This is a genomic window from Halomonas sp. 3A7M (assembly GCF_014897875.1).
Lineage (GTDB): Bacteria > Pseudomonadota > Gammaproteobacteria > Pseudomonadales > Halomonadaceae > Vreelandella.
This window is the reverse complement of record NZ_JABUZD010000018.1, coordinates 1-16,699: the sequence shown is the minus strand read 5'-3', so window position 1 is coordinate 16,699 and position 16,699 is coordinate 1. Positions and strand designations below refer to the sequence as shown.

The window sequence follows — 16,699 nt, the reverse complement described above, 5'->3', positions numbered from 1 at the left end:
AGGCCAAGGTCAAGGTGGATTCCCGATTACCCCACTCGGGAATGACGGTGCGGTGACTCGGCCACCACGGGCTAGTAATTTTTTCCTGACGCGTTGGTTGCGATGCTTCTATCGCTGCTCCTCAGCTAGTTACTCGTCTGTCAGGTTTTCAAAACGCGGCATACCGACGTTCCATGGCTGGATATCGCCTTTTTCGCCAAAATTCGCATGGTCGCCAAGCACATGGCCATCATGCTCACGGGCTTGCCCATAAAGCGAACGTTTATGGAAAGTAGGGCCGAAGCGCTCTAGTGTCTCAGCAACGTCACCCGTGTAACGGGGATCTTGCGGTCGCTCTTGGCTACTCATGTAATAGGCAATGTCCCAGGCATCCTGGTCACTTAACGAGCGCGGCTGTCCTAGCGGCATATTGTTGTAAATAAACCCTGCGGCGGTATCGACTCTGACAATGCCTGCGCCCCAGTTATTAGAGCCATCCCCCCAAGGGGCGGGAAACACATACTCGCCATTCTCATAGTGCCCAGCGCCGTTGTCTTGATGACAAATAGCGCAGTTTTCTTGGTACGCCGCTTCACCACGGGCGTAATCGGGGGATTCATCTGGCTCGTCTGGCGCAGGAAAACCGCGGCCATAAATAGGCTGACTGGGGTACATTGGCGCACCGGTAGCCAGCCATTGGTGGTAAGCGCTGAGTGCGAGCATCTCATCACTGCCATAGGCAGGCGGCGTTCCATTCATCGAGTAAGCAAAGCAGCCAGCAATGCGCTCTTCAAGATTGTTAACGTGCTGATTTTTCCCCCTGAAGTCAGGAAGCGTGACCGCCGCTGCCCAGACCGGTGCACTAAACGGCTGACGCCCTTCGCCTAAGTGGCAGCTTGAGCAGTTCATGTCATTGAAAACGTTTTCACCACGTAGTTGCTGCGTGTTGGTAAATAGGTCATAGCCATATCGAATGACCTTTTTTAGCTCTGGATGGATATCAGCGTCTTCCAGGTCTGCCATGGTCGGTGGAACATGAACTAGCTCGCCCTCTTGCGGTGCAGGAAAACCAAGTTCCACTAACTGCTGATAGGGCGCTTCGTTAGAGGGATCGGCAGCATTGTCAGCAAAAGCGCTGACGGCTAGTCCGGTAGCTAATGAACAGCCTGTTAGTGCTAGTACGAGACGTTTCTTATGCATAATCATTGCGCTACCTCCTCTTCTTCACTGCCGGTTTGGGCGCTAACGTCCTGGCCGGCATACCATGCTGACACCGCCTGGATATCCTCATCGCTCATACGCTTAGCAATAGCCCTCATCAAATTTTGGGGATCATTACTGCGCTGATCATTTTGCCAAGCATGCAACTGGTTGCTTATATAACCTGCGTGCTGGCTTGCAATACCAGGGAACGTTTCCCCAACGCCAGTGCCACCCGGGCCATGACAGCTCTTGCATGACACAATGTAGGCATCCCAATCTCCGCGCTCAGCCAACTGTTCGCCACGGGCTAATAGCGCCTCGTCCACGTCATCGCCACCTTGGCCAGGGGTGATAGGCATTTCGCTATAATAGGCGGCAACGTCCACTATTTGCTGGTCATTAAGCATATTAGCAAAGGGCATCATGGTGGCGTTTTGGCGACGTCCCTCTTTAAAATCGTGTAGCTGCTTAACGATATAATCGGCATTAAGCCCAGCCAAACGCGGCCACGATTCGCCTCCAGGTATGTTCATCCCACTGCCGTTAGCTTGATGACACGCTGTACAGGTTGCCGCGGCGGCCTGGCCACGCTCGGCATCGCCTGCTTCAGCAAAGGCCGTGCCTGCGAGAGTGCTGGCCCCTATAAGACCAGCTCCCATCAACAAGCTGAACTTGCTCCATTGTTTTTTATTCATATATCCCCCTGACTACTGTTCGTTATTTACTTACCTGCCCGTTATTTACTTACCTGCCCGTTATTTACTAGTCGTAGCCCATTTACTGCGATGATGCAGCGAGAGCTATCGAATAGCCTCAGGTCTTTCTCGTTGCTCATCCCCTACCGTAGGAATGGTTAAATGGGCGCTAAACCCGCCGGCCTGGACATTTTCAAAATTTACCCAGCCCCCAAAACGCTCAACAATTGCCGCCACAATCGCTAAGCCCAAACCGCTACCTTGCTGCTTGCTCACGCGCCAGAAACGCTGAGTTAACTGCTTTAGTGTAGCGTCATCGACGCCGCTACCCTGGTCATGCACTGTGAACGTTACGTGACGCTGATCAGGGGTACACTGCACGCTTAGCGCGACAGGCTGCTCACTCGCCCCATGGTGCAGTGCGTTATCCAGTAAATTACGTAGTGCGGTTATTGCCAGCTCTCTAGGCATGGCAACGCACACTTGGGGTAATTGAGAGGGAAGCTGGCACTGCTCTGCAGTTGCCATGCTATCGGCGATCGCAACATCAACAATCTCACCTACCTGACTTAGCTCGCCATCATCAAAGCGCATGCGCCCTTCAACTCTTGCTAACGTCAGTAACTGGTCTAGCGTATGCGCTAGTCGAACCACCCCCGCCTCTGCGTATCTGAGTGATTCTTTCGCCGTTTCGCCGTCGGCTCGCTGCGCTACTTGAAGATGGGTTTTAATCGCAGTTAAGGGAGTGCGTAACTCATGAGCGGCATCGTTGGTAAAACGCTGTTCACGGACAATGGTTTGTTGGATTCTTACGAGTAACCCATTGAGCGTCTCAATCAACGGTTTAATCTCTTTCGGCACACCATAGGTAGATACGGGTGCCAGCGCTTCCGGATGACGACTGGCAAGCGACGCGCGCAACCTTGTTAGCGGCGCAAAACCAAGCCAAACAACCACCCAGAGCGCAATTAAACTGCCCGTTAATGCCACCACAAACGGCACGACAGCGACGCGAAACACATCGCTAAGCAATATGTCCCGCTCATCCATCCGGTCGGCGGTAGTAATGACCAGATTGCCACGTTCATAGGTAAAGACACGCCAGGTAGTATCGCCTTCCTGCCGGTAAGTATGACCACGCTCACCCGGTGCCAGTATGGTTTCCATGTTGGCATGAGTACGGGCAATGATATCGCCACGCGGGGAGTGCACCTGGCAGGCCAACCCCTCGATGGGTGGGATAGACAAAGCGCGAGCTTGGCTCTGTTCCCAGACATCTTCAGGCAGTTGAAGCACGAGCCCGGCGACCATGCGTGCCGACTGAGCAAGGCGCTGATCCAGTGTTTCTACGAATTTTTTTTCTAAATCATTGAGCAACCAAGCCGCAGCAACACCCCATAGCAATGCCAACGTCACCCCCAGGGTAAGCAATAGGCGGGCTCGTAAACTCATTGCTGCCCCTTATGAGGCGTGCCTGGCATGTGGACAGCCTCAGGCTTGCCTAACCGATATCCCAACCCGCGAACCGTCTCAATGATGCCACTGCCTAGTTTTCGACGTAGATGGTGGATATGCACATTCAGTGCATTGCTCTCTACATCGTCACTCAAACCATAGAGGCTATCTTTTAGCTGGTCGGCAGAAAGCACGCTGCGCGGCGAGTGCAGAAAAGCCTCTAAAAGCACCAGTTCTCGGCGCGATAGCATTACCAACTGGCCAGAAACTTTCACTTCACGCGCCTTGGGATCCAGTGTTAACGCCCCATGTATCGTCATACCCTGGCTACGGCCTGATACTCGCCGAAGCAGTGCATGAAGACGGGCCACTAACTCGTCAAGGTCAAAGGGTTTCACCAGATAGTCGTCGGCTCCGCACTGCAGGCCGTCAACACGGTCTCGTACCGCATCCCGCGCTGTTAGCATTAACACTGGGGTAGCGTTACCTTGGTCACGCCACGATTGCAGCAGTTGCAAGCCGTCGCCATCGGGAAGACCGCGATCAAGTATCACAACGTCACTTACCACTGACTGCATGATTTGTCCCGCTGCTTGAATCGTGGACACATGATCGACGACAAAGTCGTACATCATTAAGCCGGAGCGTATTCCTGATGCAACAAGTGGATCATCTTCAATGAGTAAGACGTGCATGGCGGTTTTCCTTTTATTACTACTAGCATGGCAAATGCACGTTAACCCAGCATTAAGCTAGCGAGCTGTGCCATAAACTGATTACAAAAACTCATTTACCAAAGCTCATTTACCAAAGCTCATTCACAAAAACCTGCTACAAAAACGCCCTTGCCTAGGGAGACAAGGGCGATAGCAGTTGTTTATACATTCACGCTACTGGCTAATACGTTTTGCGATAAACCAGCCTGCCACCATCGCGGCCAACAACGCCAATAACGGCAATGAGATCCCACCGATGGAAGCGATGGCAGGGCCAGGACAGTAGCCAGAAAGCCCCCATCCAATGCCAAATAGCGCTGCACCACCCAGCAGCTTGCCGTCTAACGCTTGCTTAGTTGGAAGCTGAAAATTAGCGCTAAACAGCGGCTCGCCACGTGCAAATACCAACCGATAGCCCACAAACGTTGTGCCTACCGCACTGCCTAGCACGAACATCAGCGTTGGATCCCAAGCGCCGGCTACATCAAGGAAGCCAAGTACACGGGCAGGATCAGTCATACCCGAGATAGCTAACCCAAGCCCGAATAGCAAACCAGCGATATAGCCAGCAGCGGTTTTTACTGTTGCACTATTCATATCACGCGCCTCATACACCACCTCCAATCATATGACGCATCACATAGACCGTGGCCACCGCTGTGATTAGAAACACCCCAGTGGCGGCCATAGAGCGGGGGGATAAGCGCGCCAAACCGCAAACGCCATGGCCGCTGGTACAGCCGCTGCCAAGCCCAGTGCCTAACCCGACTAACAGACCGGCTATCAACATTAGCGGCACACCGCCAGCTGGCGCACCGATCACCGCACCGGGAGCATCGGCAACGTTGCCTAGCCCGCCTCCCATTGCCATGACCAATAACGGGCCACTCACCAGCCCGAACAAAAAGGCTATGCGCCAAGCGCTGTCGCCTTTAGGTCGCTGGGTTATTAAGTTCCCAATAATGCCGCTAATACCGGCGATGCGTCCCAAGGCTCCCATCAACCACACAGCGGATAAGCCTATCAATACACCACCAACGAGCCCTTGCAGGCTTGCTATCCAGTCCACAGGTGTCTCCTTGCTGTGTTAATGCTTGTTTTTACAGGTTGAGATGCCCAGCAGAGGATACAATGGGCAAAAATTAAACAGCCCAGTGGCGAGTGGTACGACGCCAATCCATCCCCATGCGCCAATGGTGCCGGTAAGCGCCAGTATGATCAGAATAAGACCAACAACGATTCGTGCCACTTTGTCTATACCGCCGACGTTTGCTTTCATTTTCTGCTCCTCGATAATCAATATCAGTTAAAAGCGGTTGATAGGGACTTTTAGATAGACAACGCCATTGTCGTCGGCAGGCGGCATCTCACCCGCGCGCATGTTGACCTGTACAGAGGGAATAATGAGCTTAGGCATGCCTAGCGTGGCATCACGCTCCGTGCGCATTTTCACGAACTCATCTTCTGAAATGCCTTCATGTACATGGACGTTCGCGTCACGCTGCTCTGCAACACTAGTTTCATGCTGATAAACGTCTCGGCCAGGTGCTTTATAGTCATGGCATAAAAACAGTCGTGTTTGCGTCGGCAATGCCAAAACCTTTTGGATAGAGCGGTACAGCGTACGCGCATCGCCACCGGGGAAGTCACAGCGTGCGGTGCCGTAATCTGGCATAAACAGTGTGTCGCCAACGAAGGCCGCGTCGCCTATCACATAAGTAAGGCAGGCAGGCGTATGGCCTGGCGTATGAAGCACGCGCGCTTGAAGACTGCCAATGGTGAACGTATCGCCTTCATTAAACAGGGCATCAAATTGGCTACCGTCCCGAGCAAACTCAGTCCCTGCATTGAATGCTTTACCAAAAATTTCCTGTACGTCGACAATGTGTGCGCCAATCCCGGTTTTTCCACCTAACGTTTGGTGCAAATAGGGTGCCGCTGAGAGGTGATCAGCATGCACATGGGTTTCTAAAATCCATGTCACTTCAAGGCGGTTACCGCGAATAAATTCAATAATTTCATCCGCAGAACGTACATCCGTATGCCCCGCGGCATAATCGAAATCGAGTACCGAATCTAGAATAGCGCAGGCATTACTCTCTGGGTCCTGCACCACATAACTAAAGGTGTTAGTGGGCTCATCAAAGAAGTGAGTAACAATCGGGTGTTGCATTCTGTGCCTCCCGCTAATGGCAAGTAATGATGTTGCTATGCAACCATCATAGACCATAAAATGTTATATGTTTATACTTATTTGGAATTTAAAACGGTTTCTTGAGCATGATCAATATTGCTCGTCGGCCAATAGCCGCAAAACAAAAAAGCACCTCGCTGCCAACGAGGTGCTGTGATGAGAATGACATGGTCGGTTAAGCGAAATTCACCCGCTTCTACCGACTTAAAGCCTTATATACTTTGAGACTTGATACGTTTAAAGGCCCGATAAACTCAAAGCACTGATAAACTTAAAGAACTGATAAGCTTAAAAATTTATAGAAACAAACAAGCATCGAGCGTTAAACCTTACCCTGGTTATCAAGCTCTACCGCTTCATGCATACGTGCTAGCACGTCAGGCATAGCCGCTTGCACACGGTTCCAACTGGGAATAAAGGGACGTTCGCGGGGGTTATCTAAAAACAGATTGCCGGCTTCTAGTAAATTGCTGGCAAATAGCTCCACTGCTTGCTCTTCACAGTGACGATCTAAACTTAGTCCATTCATTGTCGCGTCGTGATCATAGGCTTCAATGAGGTCTAAGGCCAAACGGTAGTAAGTTGCTTTGAGCGTCCGGAAATCTTCGCTGCTAAAGCTAACCCCTTGGGTAGCCAGCTTACGATACAGCGCTTTTGCGATATCCAGACTCATTCGGTTCAAGCCACTGGTCGCATCCTCTTCACTAACGGGCTGATGCTTATGGTCATAGGCGTCGGCAATATCGACCTGACACAGCTGACGATGGGAGTAGTTACGCTGCAACTCCGACAGCACGCCGATTTCCAATCCCCAGTCAGCGGGAATTCGGATGCCCTCAAGCACATCGCTGCGCATGGCAAATTCACCGGATAACGGGTAACGGAAGCTGTCTAAATAATCCAAATAGGGTAACGGACCACAGACGGTTTTCAAGGCACGTAGCAGCGGCGTCACCATCAACCGAGAAACACGCCCATTGAGCTTTCCTTCGGCAATACGCGGGTAATAGCCTTTACAAAAACTGTAATTGAAACGGGGATTCGCGACGGGATACATAAGGCGTGCTAGGAGGCCACGGTCGTAGGTAAGAATATCGCAATCGTGAAGACCAACGGTGGTGGAGCGACCTGAACTAAGCACATAGCCAGCGCAATACCATACGTTTCTTCCTTTACCTGGCTCTAATGCCCCCAAACCATGACGTTCTAATTCTTGGTCGATGGCGCGCAAGCGCGGACCGTCATTCCATAGGATTCGAGTGTGCTGGGGCAAGCGCGAAAAGAACTCCCGTGCAAATAAAAACTGATCCCGGTCTGCCCTGTCTAAACCAATAACAATTTCATTGAGATAAGGCACTTTCACCAGCTCATCAACAATCGCCGACAGCGCAGGCCCTTCCAGTTCAGAAAAAAGCGAGGGTAAAATTAGTCCCATTGGGCGACGTTTGGCAAACTGGCAAAGCTCTTGTTCAAGGGCTTCAACTGGCCGGCGTGTTAAGTTGTGAAAATCGGTTATCACACCATTTTGATGAAAATCACTCATACGCTAGCCTCCCGTGACTTGTAATCTGATGCAGCGGTGTCATTCACTGGCGTCATTTTTAGACGCCCGTCATCTCGCCCCCACCAGTGGGCTACCCCCTCAGCCCAGCCAGTTGGCCCAGTCGCGTTTGTTCGATATAGCGCACGGTTGTGCGGCTCAACGTCAAGTGCGTGGCAACCTCGAATCACCACCGCTTGATCGACAGTTTCCAGCATCGTGATATCGTTTGGGCCATCGCCCAAGCCCAATGACAGTGGCTGACTGCCTCGTAATGCAGTAAATCGTTTGATTAGCCACTCTACAGCACCACCTTTGTCAGATAAGCGTCCAATCACATGCCAAAAGCGTCCCCCTTGAGTGAGTTCAAGGCCATCGCCTTCAAGCGCAATTCGGAACGTTTCAAGTGCAGCTGCATTATCCTCCCAAATAAGCGGCTCACTCCCCTCCCGCTGCCGCGCTGCTTTCGCACGGATTTCATCAAGCCCAGTTAACGCCATTACCTGCTGAAGACTTAAGTCGCCCATGCGGGTAAACCGAACGCCCAAGCGCTTACGCCAAACGTTTAGTCGCGCTTTAATGAAGCCACTATCAACGCCGGTGTGTTTAATAACGACGCCATCCCGGCCATTACCAGGGCGATCTAAACGCGCATGACACCAACCAGGCGGCAGACCAATAACGGCGCCATTCTCAGCAATAAAGGGGGTCGCCGTTAGCCCAAGGGCTTCACGAAGGGGAATGAGTTCAGCGCGAGTTTTACTGGTAACCGGAATGACCGGAACCCCTAGCTGTTTAAGGCGGGCAAGCCAGGGCTTGGCAGGTGAGAAATCATAACTGTGGTGATCTAGTAATGAACCATCCAAGTCGGTGACTACCAAACGCGGTTGAAGCGCTGGGTCTATTGGTGACTGAGCATCACAGGGCAACGCAGTATGCCTTTGTTCGGTCATAGCACCACCTTTTTGCAATCTTAAAAGTCGTTACACACGCCCACTTTTAGATAAGCAACCAAGCAGTTTGTATGCCAATACAATTTTATTGTTAATAATCAGAAGATTGGCTCATAAAAACCAGCTGTCTTTTTATAAGCACCAAAACAACGCAATCATGACGCACCAAAATAGCGCGCAAATAAATTGAAGAAAATTCGACAAGCCCTTGGCAAAAGCCCACAAATAGCTATACTCAAATTGTACCCACTGGCAACCTTGTACACCCCTCACCTGATGCCAGTGGGCTGCAGTGAGACAAGCCCTTTCATACCCGCCTCCCCGGCGGGTTTTTTTGATCTATTCCCTAGTCAACGTGAATAACCACCTCAACGCGACGGTTGCGCGCTCGCCCTTCAACAGTATCGTTATCTTCTAGTGGCTGGGTTGCGGCTAGTCCAACCGCTCGTAAACGCTCCGGAGCAACCCCTGCGGCTTCCAGTGCCTCAACGATCGCAATCGCCCGCGCACTTGAAAGCGCCCAGTTGGACGAAAACTCTGGGGTATTGATGGATTGGCTATCAGAGTGCCCCTCCACCCATACTTCCCCCTCGAAGCGCTGAATGGTATCCATCAACGACCCCACTAGCGTTGAGCCCCCTTCTGTCAACTGAGCATCGGCAGAGGGAAATAGCAACCGATCTTGTACACGCAGGCTGATCCCTTCGGCGACCCGGGAAACTTCAACGCCTTCCAAATTAGGTAGATACGTCGAGGCCTCCACACGCTCAGCCAATCTCTCATCAAGTGCTAATGCGCTATTCATCGCCACATCAGACACTTTTTGTACATTAATAGGTGGACGGTCGGTGAGCACTACCATGTAATCCGCCAACGGTGAAACAGCCTGACGCTCATCGGTAGGCAGCAGCAACTGCGGAAGACTACTAGTGACAGCCGATGTCTGCGTATCTATCGAGTCTTCTTCAATCCGCGCCAATAAAGGTGGCGCCTCCACAACAGCAGTGCGAGCTTTAGGCAACCCTGCCACACCCAACGCAGCGCTAATCGCAAACGGGCTGAGCGTATCACTACTAGGTGATACGCCGAGTACCGTGCGCTGCTGGCGGACTTCAGCAAGCGCATCCGGCAGGGGTATTTCTCTAGCAGGCGATGACTCATAGCCGTACTCATCGGCTGTTTCTTGCTGAAACAATGATGGGCTTGTCACATTTGCCGCAGCAATAATAATAACGAACAAGGCTACCAGTAGCGTCATGATGTCAATATAGCTAATCATCCAACCGCTATTACTTTCATCTTCTGGATAGGCAGTTAGCAGTGAATCATGGCGCGGACCAGCGCGGTGGTCTTCAAGCATGGGAGTTTTCACTCATTCAAGTTTTTAACCTCGTGGCCGATATAGGGTAAGCGTGGCAAACTAGTCTATCAAAAGCCGTTTCGTAGCGAGAAGGAACAATCAGGTGCGCACCCGACCTATGTCATCAAGAACTGCTTCATTATCGACAATGTCACCATCCATGGTTCAACTATTGCGCCCTGCCTGTATTGGACTGGCGAGCCTGATGCTAAGCGGCTGCTTTTATGCCAACACATCGCAGGCCCCCATTGCGACTACCTACCCTTATAGTGAGCAGCAGCGCATGCAAGCGGCTCAGCACTGGGAAGTGCTAGCCCAACACGAAGCGGCAGGCATTCTTCGCAGTGAACGGGTTCGCTTTAGAGACCTCCATATTCCAGCGCAAGAGCATACGTCAGTTAGCGCCTACTATGGTGGCGAATTTGAACGTGGCTTTCGTACGCTATTAACAAGCGAACTGGTGTCGCGTGGTGGAAGCGTGATGACACACCCCAGCACTGGCGGCGCCACCGTCCAAGTAGACGTTGAAGTTGTTGAGCATCGTGATCGCGGCTATATACGCCCACCGTTTGGTGCTTACACCGCCCTTGCCGGTGGCGTGACCGTGGCTAGCATGGCACTAGGAAACTGGAGCGAACCTGCACTTGCATTAATTCCCGCAGCGATGGTGGCAGATACGACCAGCGGCAGTTGGACTTATGAGGGCAAAGAGGAGGTTATCATCACTACCCAGATCGTTGATAATGACCGCATTCTCTACTCCTCTTCTAATATTTATTACATAAATGCTGGTGATCGACGTCACTATGCGCCACATCGTGTTCCTCAAGCGCCTGCAACCCCTACTGTTTCTATCACCAATACTTGGTAATTACATGCTTTCACTCTCTTCCTCTCTGTCTCCACTGCGCGGCTTAGCAGTTGGTGCACGCCTACTTATCGCTGCGTTGCTTATGCTGTTTTTGGCTGGTTGCACTGCACTTGGCAATAACAATGGCACGCGAAATGCCGAGCCTCAGCCAGATCTCTCCGAACTAGCTCATGAGGCTGCCGCGCAAATGGTCGCCAGCAACCCGGACCTTACACGCCACAGCCCGATGATTGCGGCTACTTTTGTAAGTATTGATAACTTAAGCCAATCGTCGACATTTGGCCGTATTAGCTCAGAAATTATGGCGTCTGCTCTCGCAAGGCAAGGCATGCAGGTGCGCGAAGTCAAGATGCGTGACAGCATGTTTATTGAAGAAACCGTTGGTGAATTAATTTTATCCCGCCAAGTTCAACGTCTTAGCGCCCAGCACAATGCACGCTCGATACTGATGGGTACTTATGCACAAGGCCAGGACTATCTCTATGTGAGTGCACGAGTCGTTCGCGCTGGTGATGCGATGGTGCTTGGCAGCGCTGACTTTAAACTGCCGCTGGATAATAACACCCGCAGCTTATTGGAAGGTCAAGGCGGCTGGTAATTGATTCACCGCTTGCCGCGATACGAATGAAAAGGATGAACATGCCCACCCGCACAAGCAAACCACTTATCGTGGCCACTAGTCGCTTGATAAAGCTATGCGCAAACATTACCAAGCTGCTTAGCTATATTTTTCATGCCGTGCTGCCGAACAAGCGCTTCACGCTGCCAGCCTATGCCGCGCCCTGGCTGAAACCTAAAAACAAGTCGACTATTCCTCGTATTATTTGGCAGACCAACTTCACTAATAGAGTGACTCTTCCGGTTTACTTGAATTACTTGTTTAATCGTCTCATGGCCCCTCGTTTCGAATATCGTTTCATGATTACCGACGCGCGGAGTGACTTCATTAAAGAAAATTTCGACGACGCCCTGTTCACCAGCTATTCAAAGTTACAAATTGGTGCGGCGCAGGCTGATTTTTGGCGCCTCATGGTGCTTTACAAATACGGCGGCGTTTACCTTGATATTGACGCACATGCCATCTGGCCGCTTTCCCGTGTTGTCCCTGGTGATATTGACGAACTCTACGTCACGACCCGTAAAGGTGAGCTGAGCAATTACTTCATCGCCAGCAAACCAGGTAACCCCAACCTACGCAGATTGATTGATCAAGTGCAGCAAAACATTGAAGAGAACACTCTCACCAACGTGTTTGAGCTCACTGGTCCTGGCGTATTCATTCAGCTATTAGATCAACGCACCGTCCCCACAGTGTCATACCGTCACGCCTGCAACCAAGGCAATTTTACTAACGAGCACTTCCAGTATATTGATAAAAAAGCGGGCAAATGGACAAGGGAGCAGAAAGAAGTTGCAATTGTCGCTTCTGAAACCGTAGAGCAATCCACAACTTCGCCGCATAAAAACGACTCATAAGTTAATAAACGTCGGCCTATATCCAGCCACAGCTGGTAATAAACCGACGTTTAGACGATTCAGCTTTATAGCATTTTTCTAGCCTTGAAATGCTCTACTGTAAGCACTGTAACATCCCCATATAACAGCTAACCAAAACGCATAAAACATAGCGCCGCTATTATGGGCTAAAAAGGTTTGGGATAGCCCAAAGTCAATGAACGCAACCGGAAGCAGCGTGCCCGCCACCGCTAATGTTCGTATTTGCAGGTTCTCGTGCACCACTCCAGAGGCAAACATTTTAAGCGGCACCATGTAGAGCATTACAAGCACAGCCAACCCCACTACCCCTCTCTTAGCCAGCGCATCGATAAATTCATTGTGCGCATGGCCAAATTGAGCCGCCACTGGAGAGATACTGTGTTGCTGCCCCAAATTAAGCATCGCCGCTTCATACCCCGACTCTCCCCAGCCTAGCAGCGGACGCTGAATAATTAATTGCGATGCCCCACGCCACATTTCAAAACGTAGCCCAAGAGAGGTATTGCTCTCCTCGCCTGAAACATAGAGGCTGATATCGCTAATCGCCGAATTAACGCGCTGCTGAACCCCCGTCTGAGGCAGTACAAATACCAACGTAGCCAGTGTCACAACCAGCCCAGCCACACTCACTTTTAGCGCCAACGGCAACTGACGGCCAAAACCACGATAAAGAACATAGCCAATGACAGGCAGACCCACCCAACCACCACGGCTACCTGACATCAGCGAACCCAGCATTCCCAGCAAAGCCCCTAGCAACAGTAAAACTACCCAAATTACGCGCTGACGCTGAAGTACCGCCCAGCCCAAACCTGCTAGACACAACACGCCCATTAACATGCTTAGATTGCCAAACTGGATGGGATGTAAATAGCCGCCAACACGCTCTATTCCATTGCCAAACCGTTGCCATAATGCCCAGCTACCTGCCCCTATTGCCCCCAGCGACAACCCACTCCATAACCATGCTTGGCGTGGCGGAAAGCGTAAAATGAGTAGCAATACCGGAATAGCTAGTAAAAAGCGTAATGGGCGATCAAAGCCTTTAGCGCCTAGATCTATGATGGAAAGCCCCCCCACGACAACTCCGTAGACCACTAAGGTCAGGATTATTCCGTAGTCTTTCGAGGTGAGTGAATAAGGCGATTGCAAAAACAACAGGGAAATGCTGACAAGTAATAACAACAGAGGGCCAATGGAGTAACCAGACGGAACAATGAGAGCCAAGGCTCCCATTAGAAACACTGCAACCCCAGTAACACTTCTTAGTGATTCAGAAGGAAAAAAAAGATGACTAAACATAAAGGTAGGCGACCCAGCGATTATATGGAAACCACAAATAGTAGCATAACCACCCTGAGAGCCTATTTACCACATTGTGTAACTGCCCGTGACTGAGTAATTTTTCAAAAAGATATCATCGCGGATATACAAGTGGACCAATAAAAACTCAAAGCGCCGTCCGCAAAACTGGCCAAAGACATCAAGTCCGAGAAAGACCTCGGAGCCCTCACCCAGCAACTCGAAAACTCACTGTTGAAACCGCGCTCAATGCCGAATCGTATGAACACCTCGGTTATGAGAAACATGCTCCGGCAGGTCGAGGCACCAGCAACAGCAGTAATGGCCTCTCTGCCAAACGACTAACAGGCCAGCATGGCGACGTACCGATTGAGTCACCCCGTGGCCGGGACGACTCTTTCGAGCCTCAGTTCATCCGCAAGGGGCAGTTCAGACTACCCCTTGCGGATGAACAAATCCTGGCATTGTATGCTAAGGAATTGATCAGACGAGATATCGTGGGCATCTTAAAAGAGATGTACAACCCGAGCATCTCGGCAACGCTGGTTTCCAAAGTGGCCGAGTGTGTAATCGATCAGGTTTACGAGTGACAAAACCGACCTGTTGATCCAATCTGCTCCATTGCTGATCTGGACTGCATCGTTCTGAAAATTCGTCAGGACAAGAAAGTGATTAACAAACTCCTCTACCTGGCTCTGGCCATCAACATGAAAGGCCAGAAGGAGCTGTTAGGTGTGTCGCTGGCCGATTCCTAAGGCGCGAAGTTCTGGCTATCGCGACTCACCGAGCTGCGAAGTCTTAGAGGACATCCTAATCGCCGGTGTGGACTGCCTCAAAGGCTTCCCGGATGCCATTGCAGCAGAATACCCTCTACAAGTCATTCATTCCGAATGGTCTTCAAAGCGGGCCTTAAGCCACGAGCAACTCCTGGGAAAGAGACTCAGAGGTACCAATTATGGGCGAAGTTTCCATAGGCGTTTCCAGTCCCGCGACTGCCTATTCTTGATGAGAATCTTCGCTCTCGCCTGCCCATTCGATCTCTTCTGCATAAATTTCGTCAAACGCGACCCTCTCGCCACGATCAGGTATCAGTGTTGCTAAATTGGGATCAATGCCATCGAAGCCGCTTTGCCCCATCGCCTCTATAACGCTAAGCATGCTCAGCACACCTTCAAGCACTACCGCGCTTGAGACCGCATCAAAATCAAGCTCTAAGCCTTCAAGCGCTTTTAGGCTCAACTCTTCCAGGCCACGTTGCTCAATAAGCAGTGTAAGAATGCCATCAATACCAATTCCGTTTCGAGCTATCTGAGGCATATCACCACCTGGAAAAAGCGACAAATAGCCATAATCAAAATCTTCAAGACCTTGAGATATCGCCACTGCTGCCTGCTGTGCTGTTGCAGTAATAGCAGGGGCAACGTCATCGTTGGTTGGCCACAAAATCGATATCGTTTCGAGCACGCCTGATTCGTTCATATAACTATTCTGGTTATGGTAATCAAGCATTAGTTCAGGCTGAAATGTTTCCAACGTCTGCTGAACCGCAGTAGCTTCTGGGATCAATGATGCATCAATAACTTCACTGGAATCCCATGTACGGTTGAGATCAATATCTTCAGCGTTACGACGCGGATCAATGGTTGTTTCAGGGTCTAATTCACCGGCAACGAGATCCTCCCAGCGCTCAAAACCGTCAGGATTGACTCTTGGCATCACGGCTAACGTCACTTGCTCACGTAACGCTTGAGCAGCTTCGCTGTCACCACTCAACCACTCTAGCAAATGCATAGCGGCTTCTGTCCCGGTTAGTTCATCACCATACTGTTGCGTCACTATCATTAACTTACGCGGCCCTTCTCCGACCGTAGCACTGTATAAAGGCCTACCCTCCACAGACTCACCTTGCGTTGTGTACCGTTAACCTCCTATGGCTTCTTTCCGGCCGGAGCCCCCACCGTTGGGCAGTGACGCCCTTGCCAGCCGGACTGCCGTCCCCTCAGCCGGGGTGACGTCACTTTCTTTCAGGTAACCGGGTTTGCTGGCTTCGCCGGGCAAACAAAAAGCCAGTCAGCGTTAGCTGACTGGCTCTAGACAAGATATCACTGCCTGACCACTAATTATCCCGGCTTATTCATGAGGCCGACCTGAAAACGAAGATGGCGAGTGGTTTTCTCTTGTAGAATCAGGATGTTCCTGCCAGAACACGATTCAAGAGGACCACTCGCCATGGGTGAAAGCCTATCCACCTGGACGCCCTCATGCAACGGCTCTGTCCGTGTTGAGCTGAGCGGCCAGCGCACCACCAGCGACAGCGGCGCCCTGCTGCTGCGTGAAGCCCTCGACAACAGCGGCGTGATCGAGGCGCTGGAAGACAATCTGGTCGATCGACGCCACCCGCTGCGCATCCGTCATTCGCTGGCCAGCCAGTTGCGTACCCTGGTGCTGCAGCGTGCGATGGGCTGGATCGATCTCAGCGATACCGACACGCTGCGCCGTGACCCGCTTTGGCAGTTGGCCTGCAGCGATGCACGCGGCATGACACCCCTGGTCCAGGACCGGCCGTCTCAAGCCACGCTGTCGCGGCTGCTGAGCTGCCTCGGTCGTAACGACAATATCGATGCCGTGCACGAAGGCCTGTTGCGGCTGGTGGTCTGGCGCCTGACCTCGCTGCAGAACGGTGAACGTCCCAAACAGCTGACGCTGGACATCGATGGCCTGCCGATCGAGGTGCATGGCCATCAGGGCGGGTCGGCCTATCATGGCCTTTACGGGGCCCGCATCTACTCGCCGCTGGTCGCATCGTTGGCGGAGACCGGCGACATGGTGGGCGGCCTGCTGCGCGAGGGCAACGCCGGCCCGGCAGAGAACGCCGACACCTGGATCCCGCATCTGGTACGACGACTCAACGAGAGCACCGGGGCACAGGTTCGT

The 16,699-nt window shown here is 51.7% G+C and carries 15 protein-coding genes and 3 pseudogenes; 5 read left to right on the top strand and 13 right to left on the bottom strand.

All coding sequences use genetic code 11. The annotated features are described in order from the left end of the window. Nucleotides 1–129: 129 nt before the first annotated feature. From INT19_RS01140 to INT19_RS01090, 11 genes are all read right to left on the bottom strand, one after another. Nucleotides 130–1,185 carry a c-type cytochrome gene (locus INT19_RS01140; RefSeq protein ID WP_193059380.1) on the bottom strand — a complete coding sequence of 352 codons (1,056 nt, stop codon included), beginning with the start codon at nucleotides 1,183–1,185 and terminating at the stop codon, nucleotides 130–132. Continuing rightward, nucleotides 1,182–1,877, bottom strand: coding sequence for a c-type cytochrome (locus INT19_RS01135; RefSeq protein WP_193059379.1), 696 nt, complete (start codon nucleotides 1,875–1,877; stop codon nucleotides 1,182–1,184). Before INT19_RS01135 ends, INT19_RS01140 begins: the two co-directional genes overlap by 4 nt. 105 nt (nucleotides 1,878–1,982) lie before the next feature. Continuing rightward, nucleotides 1,983–3,329, bottom strand: a complete 1,347-nt coding sequence (locus INT19_RS01130) for an ATP-binding protein (protein WP_193059378.1) — start codon at nucleotides 3,327–3,329, stop codon at nucleotides 1,983–1,985. After that, nucleotides 3,326–4,027: a response regulator gene (locus INT19_RS01125; protein ID WP_193059377.1), complete on the bottom strand. Its 702-nt coding sequence runs from the start codon at nucleotides 4,025–4,027 to the stop codon at nucleotides 3,326–3,328. The genes INT19_RS01130 and INT19_RS01125 overlap by 4 nt, the downstream gene beginning before the upstream one ends. Nucleotides 4,028–4,222: 195 nt before the next feature. Beyond that, a complete protein-coding gene (locus tag INT19_RS01120; protein WP_038486986.1) occupies nucleotides 4,223–4,645 on the bottom strand; it encodes a DUF6691 family protein in 423 nt (140 codons plus the stop codon). Nucleotides 4,646–4,655: 10 nt separating this feature from the next. Further along, nucleotides 4,656–5,117 carry a YeeE/YedE family protein gene (locus INT19_RS01115; RefSeq protein WP_193059376.1) on the bottom strand — a complete coding sequence of 154 codons (462 nt, stop codon included), beginning with the start codon at nucleotides 5,115–5,117 and terminating at the stop codon, nucleotides 4,656–4,658. A gap of 18 nt (nucleotides 5,118–5,135) precedes the next feature. Then, entirely contained in the window at nucleotides 5,136–5,327 is a 192-nt protein-coding gene (locus INT19_RS01110; RefSeq protein WP_038486099.1) for a YgaP family membrane protein, read from the bottom strand. 27 nt (nucleotides 5,328–5,354) lie between these two features. Beyond that, nucleotides 5,355–6,221, bottom strand: coding sequence for an MBL fold metallo-hydrolase (locus INT19_RS01105; protein ID WP_193059375.1), 867 nt, complete (start codon nucleotides 6,219–6,221; stop codon nucleotides 5,355–5,357). 343 nt (nucleotides 6,222–6,564) lie between these two features. After that, nucleotides 6,565–7,785, bottom strand: a complete 1,221-nt coding sequence (locus INT19_RS01100) for a glycosyl transferase (RefSeq protein WP_193059374.1) — start codon at nucleotides 7,783–7,785, stop codon at nucleotides 6,565–6,567. Beyond that, on the bottom strand, nucleotides 7,782–8,735 hold the full coding sequence (locus INT19_RS01095) for an HAD-IIB family hydrolase (protein WP_193059373.1): 954 nt from the start codon (nucleotides 8,733–8,735) through the stop codon (nucleotides 7,782–7,784). Before INT19_RS01095 ends, INT19_RS01100 begins: the two co-directional genes overlap by 4 nt. Before the next feature lie 346 nt (nucleotides 8,736–9,081). Further along, complete coding sequence (locus INT19_RS01090) at nucleotides 9,082–10,095, bottom strand: OmpA family protein (RefSeq protein ID WP_193059372.1); 1,014 nt, start codon at nucleotides 10,093–10,095, stop codon at nucleotides 9,082–9,084. 160 nt (nucleotides 10,096–10,255) lie between these two features. Between INT19_RS01090 and INT19_RS01085 the strand changes: the two genes are divergently transcribed. The 3 genes from INT19_RS01085 to INT19_RS01075 are packed head-to-tail and all read left to right on the top strand — an operon-like array spanning nucleotide 10,256 to nucleotide 12,442. Then, a complete protein-coding gene (locus INT19_RS01085) occupies nucleotides 10,256–10,966 on the top strand; it encodes a hypothetical protein (protein WP_193059371.1) in 711 nt (236 codons plus the stop codon). A gap of 4 nt (nucleotides 10,967–10,970) precedes the next feature. Beyond that, nucleotides 10,971–11,564: a FlgO family outer membrane protein gene (locus tag INT19_RS01080; RefSeq protein ID WP_193059370.1), complete on the top strand. Its 594-nt coding sequence runs from the start codon at nucleotides 10,971–10,973 to the stop codon at nucleotides 11,562–11,564. Between the two features lie 41 nt (nucleotides 11,565–11,605). Next, entirely contained in the window at nucleotides 11,606–12,442 is an 837-nt protein-coding gene (locus INT19_RS01075) for a glycosyltransferase family 32 protein (protein WP_193059369.1), read from the top strand. Between the two features lie 78 nt (nucleotides 12,443–12,520). Here INT19_RS01075 and INT19_RS01070 read toward each other — a convergent pair whose 3' ends face one another. Next, a complete protein-coding gene (locus INT19_RS01070; protein WP_226912304.1) occupies nucleotides 12,521–13,699 on the bottom strand; it encodes an O-antigen ligase family protein in 1,179 nt (392 codons plus the stop codon). 234 nt (nucleotides 13,700–13,933) lie between these two features. Between INT19_RS01070 and INT19_RS01065 the strand changes: the two are divergent. Beyond that, a pseudogene (locus tag INT19_RS01065) lies at nucleotides 13,934–14,680 on the top strand (IS256 family transposase); the annotation flags it as partial. Nucleotides 14,681–14,761: 81 nt separating this feature from the next. On the opposite strand, the pseudogene INT19_RS01060 reads toward INT19_RS01065, so the two are convergent. Beyond that, nucleotides 14,762–15,667 (bottom strand): annotated as a pseudogene (locus tag INT19_RS01060) (M14 family zinc carboxypeptidase); the annotation flags it as partial. A 288-nt stretch (nucleotides 15,668–15,955) separates the two neighbouring features. Here INT19_RS01060 and INT19_RS01055 point away from each other — a divergent pair. Next, nucleotides 15,956–16,699 (top strand): annotated as a pseudogene (locus INT19_RS01055) (IS1380-like element ISPsp9 family transposase); the annotation flags it as partial.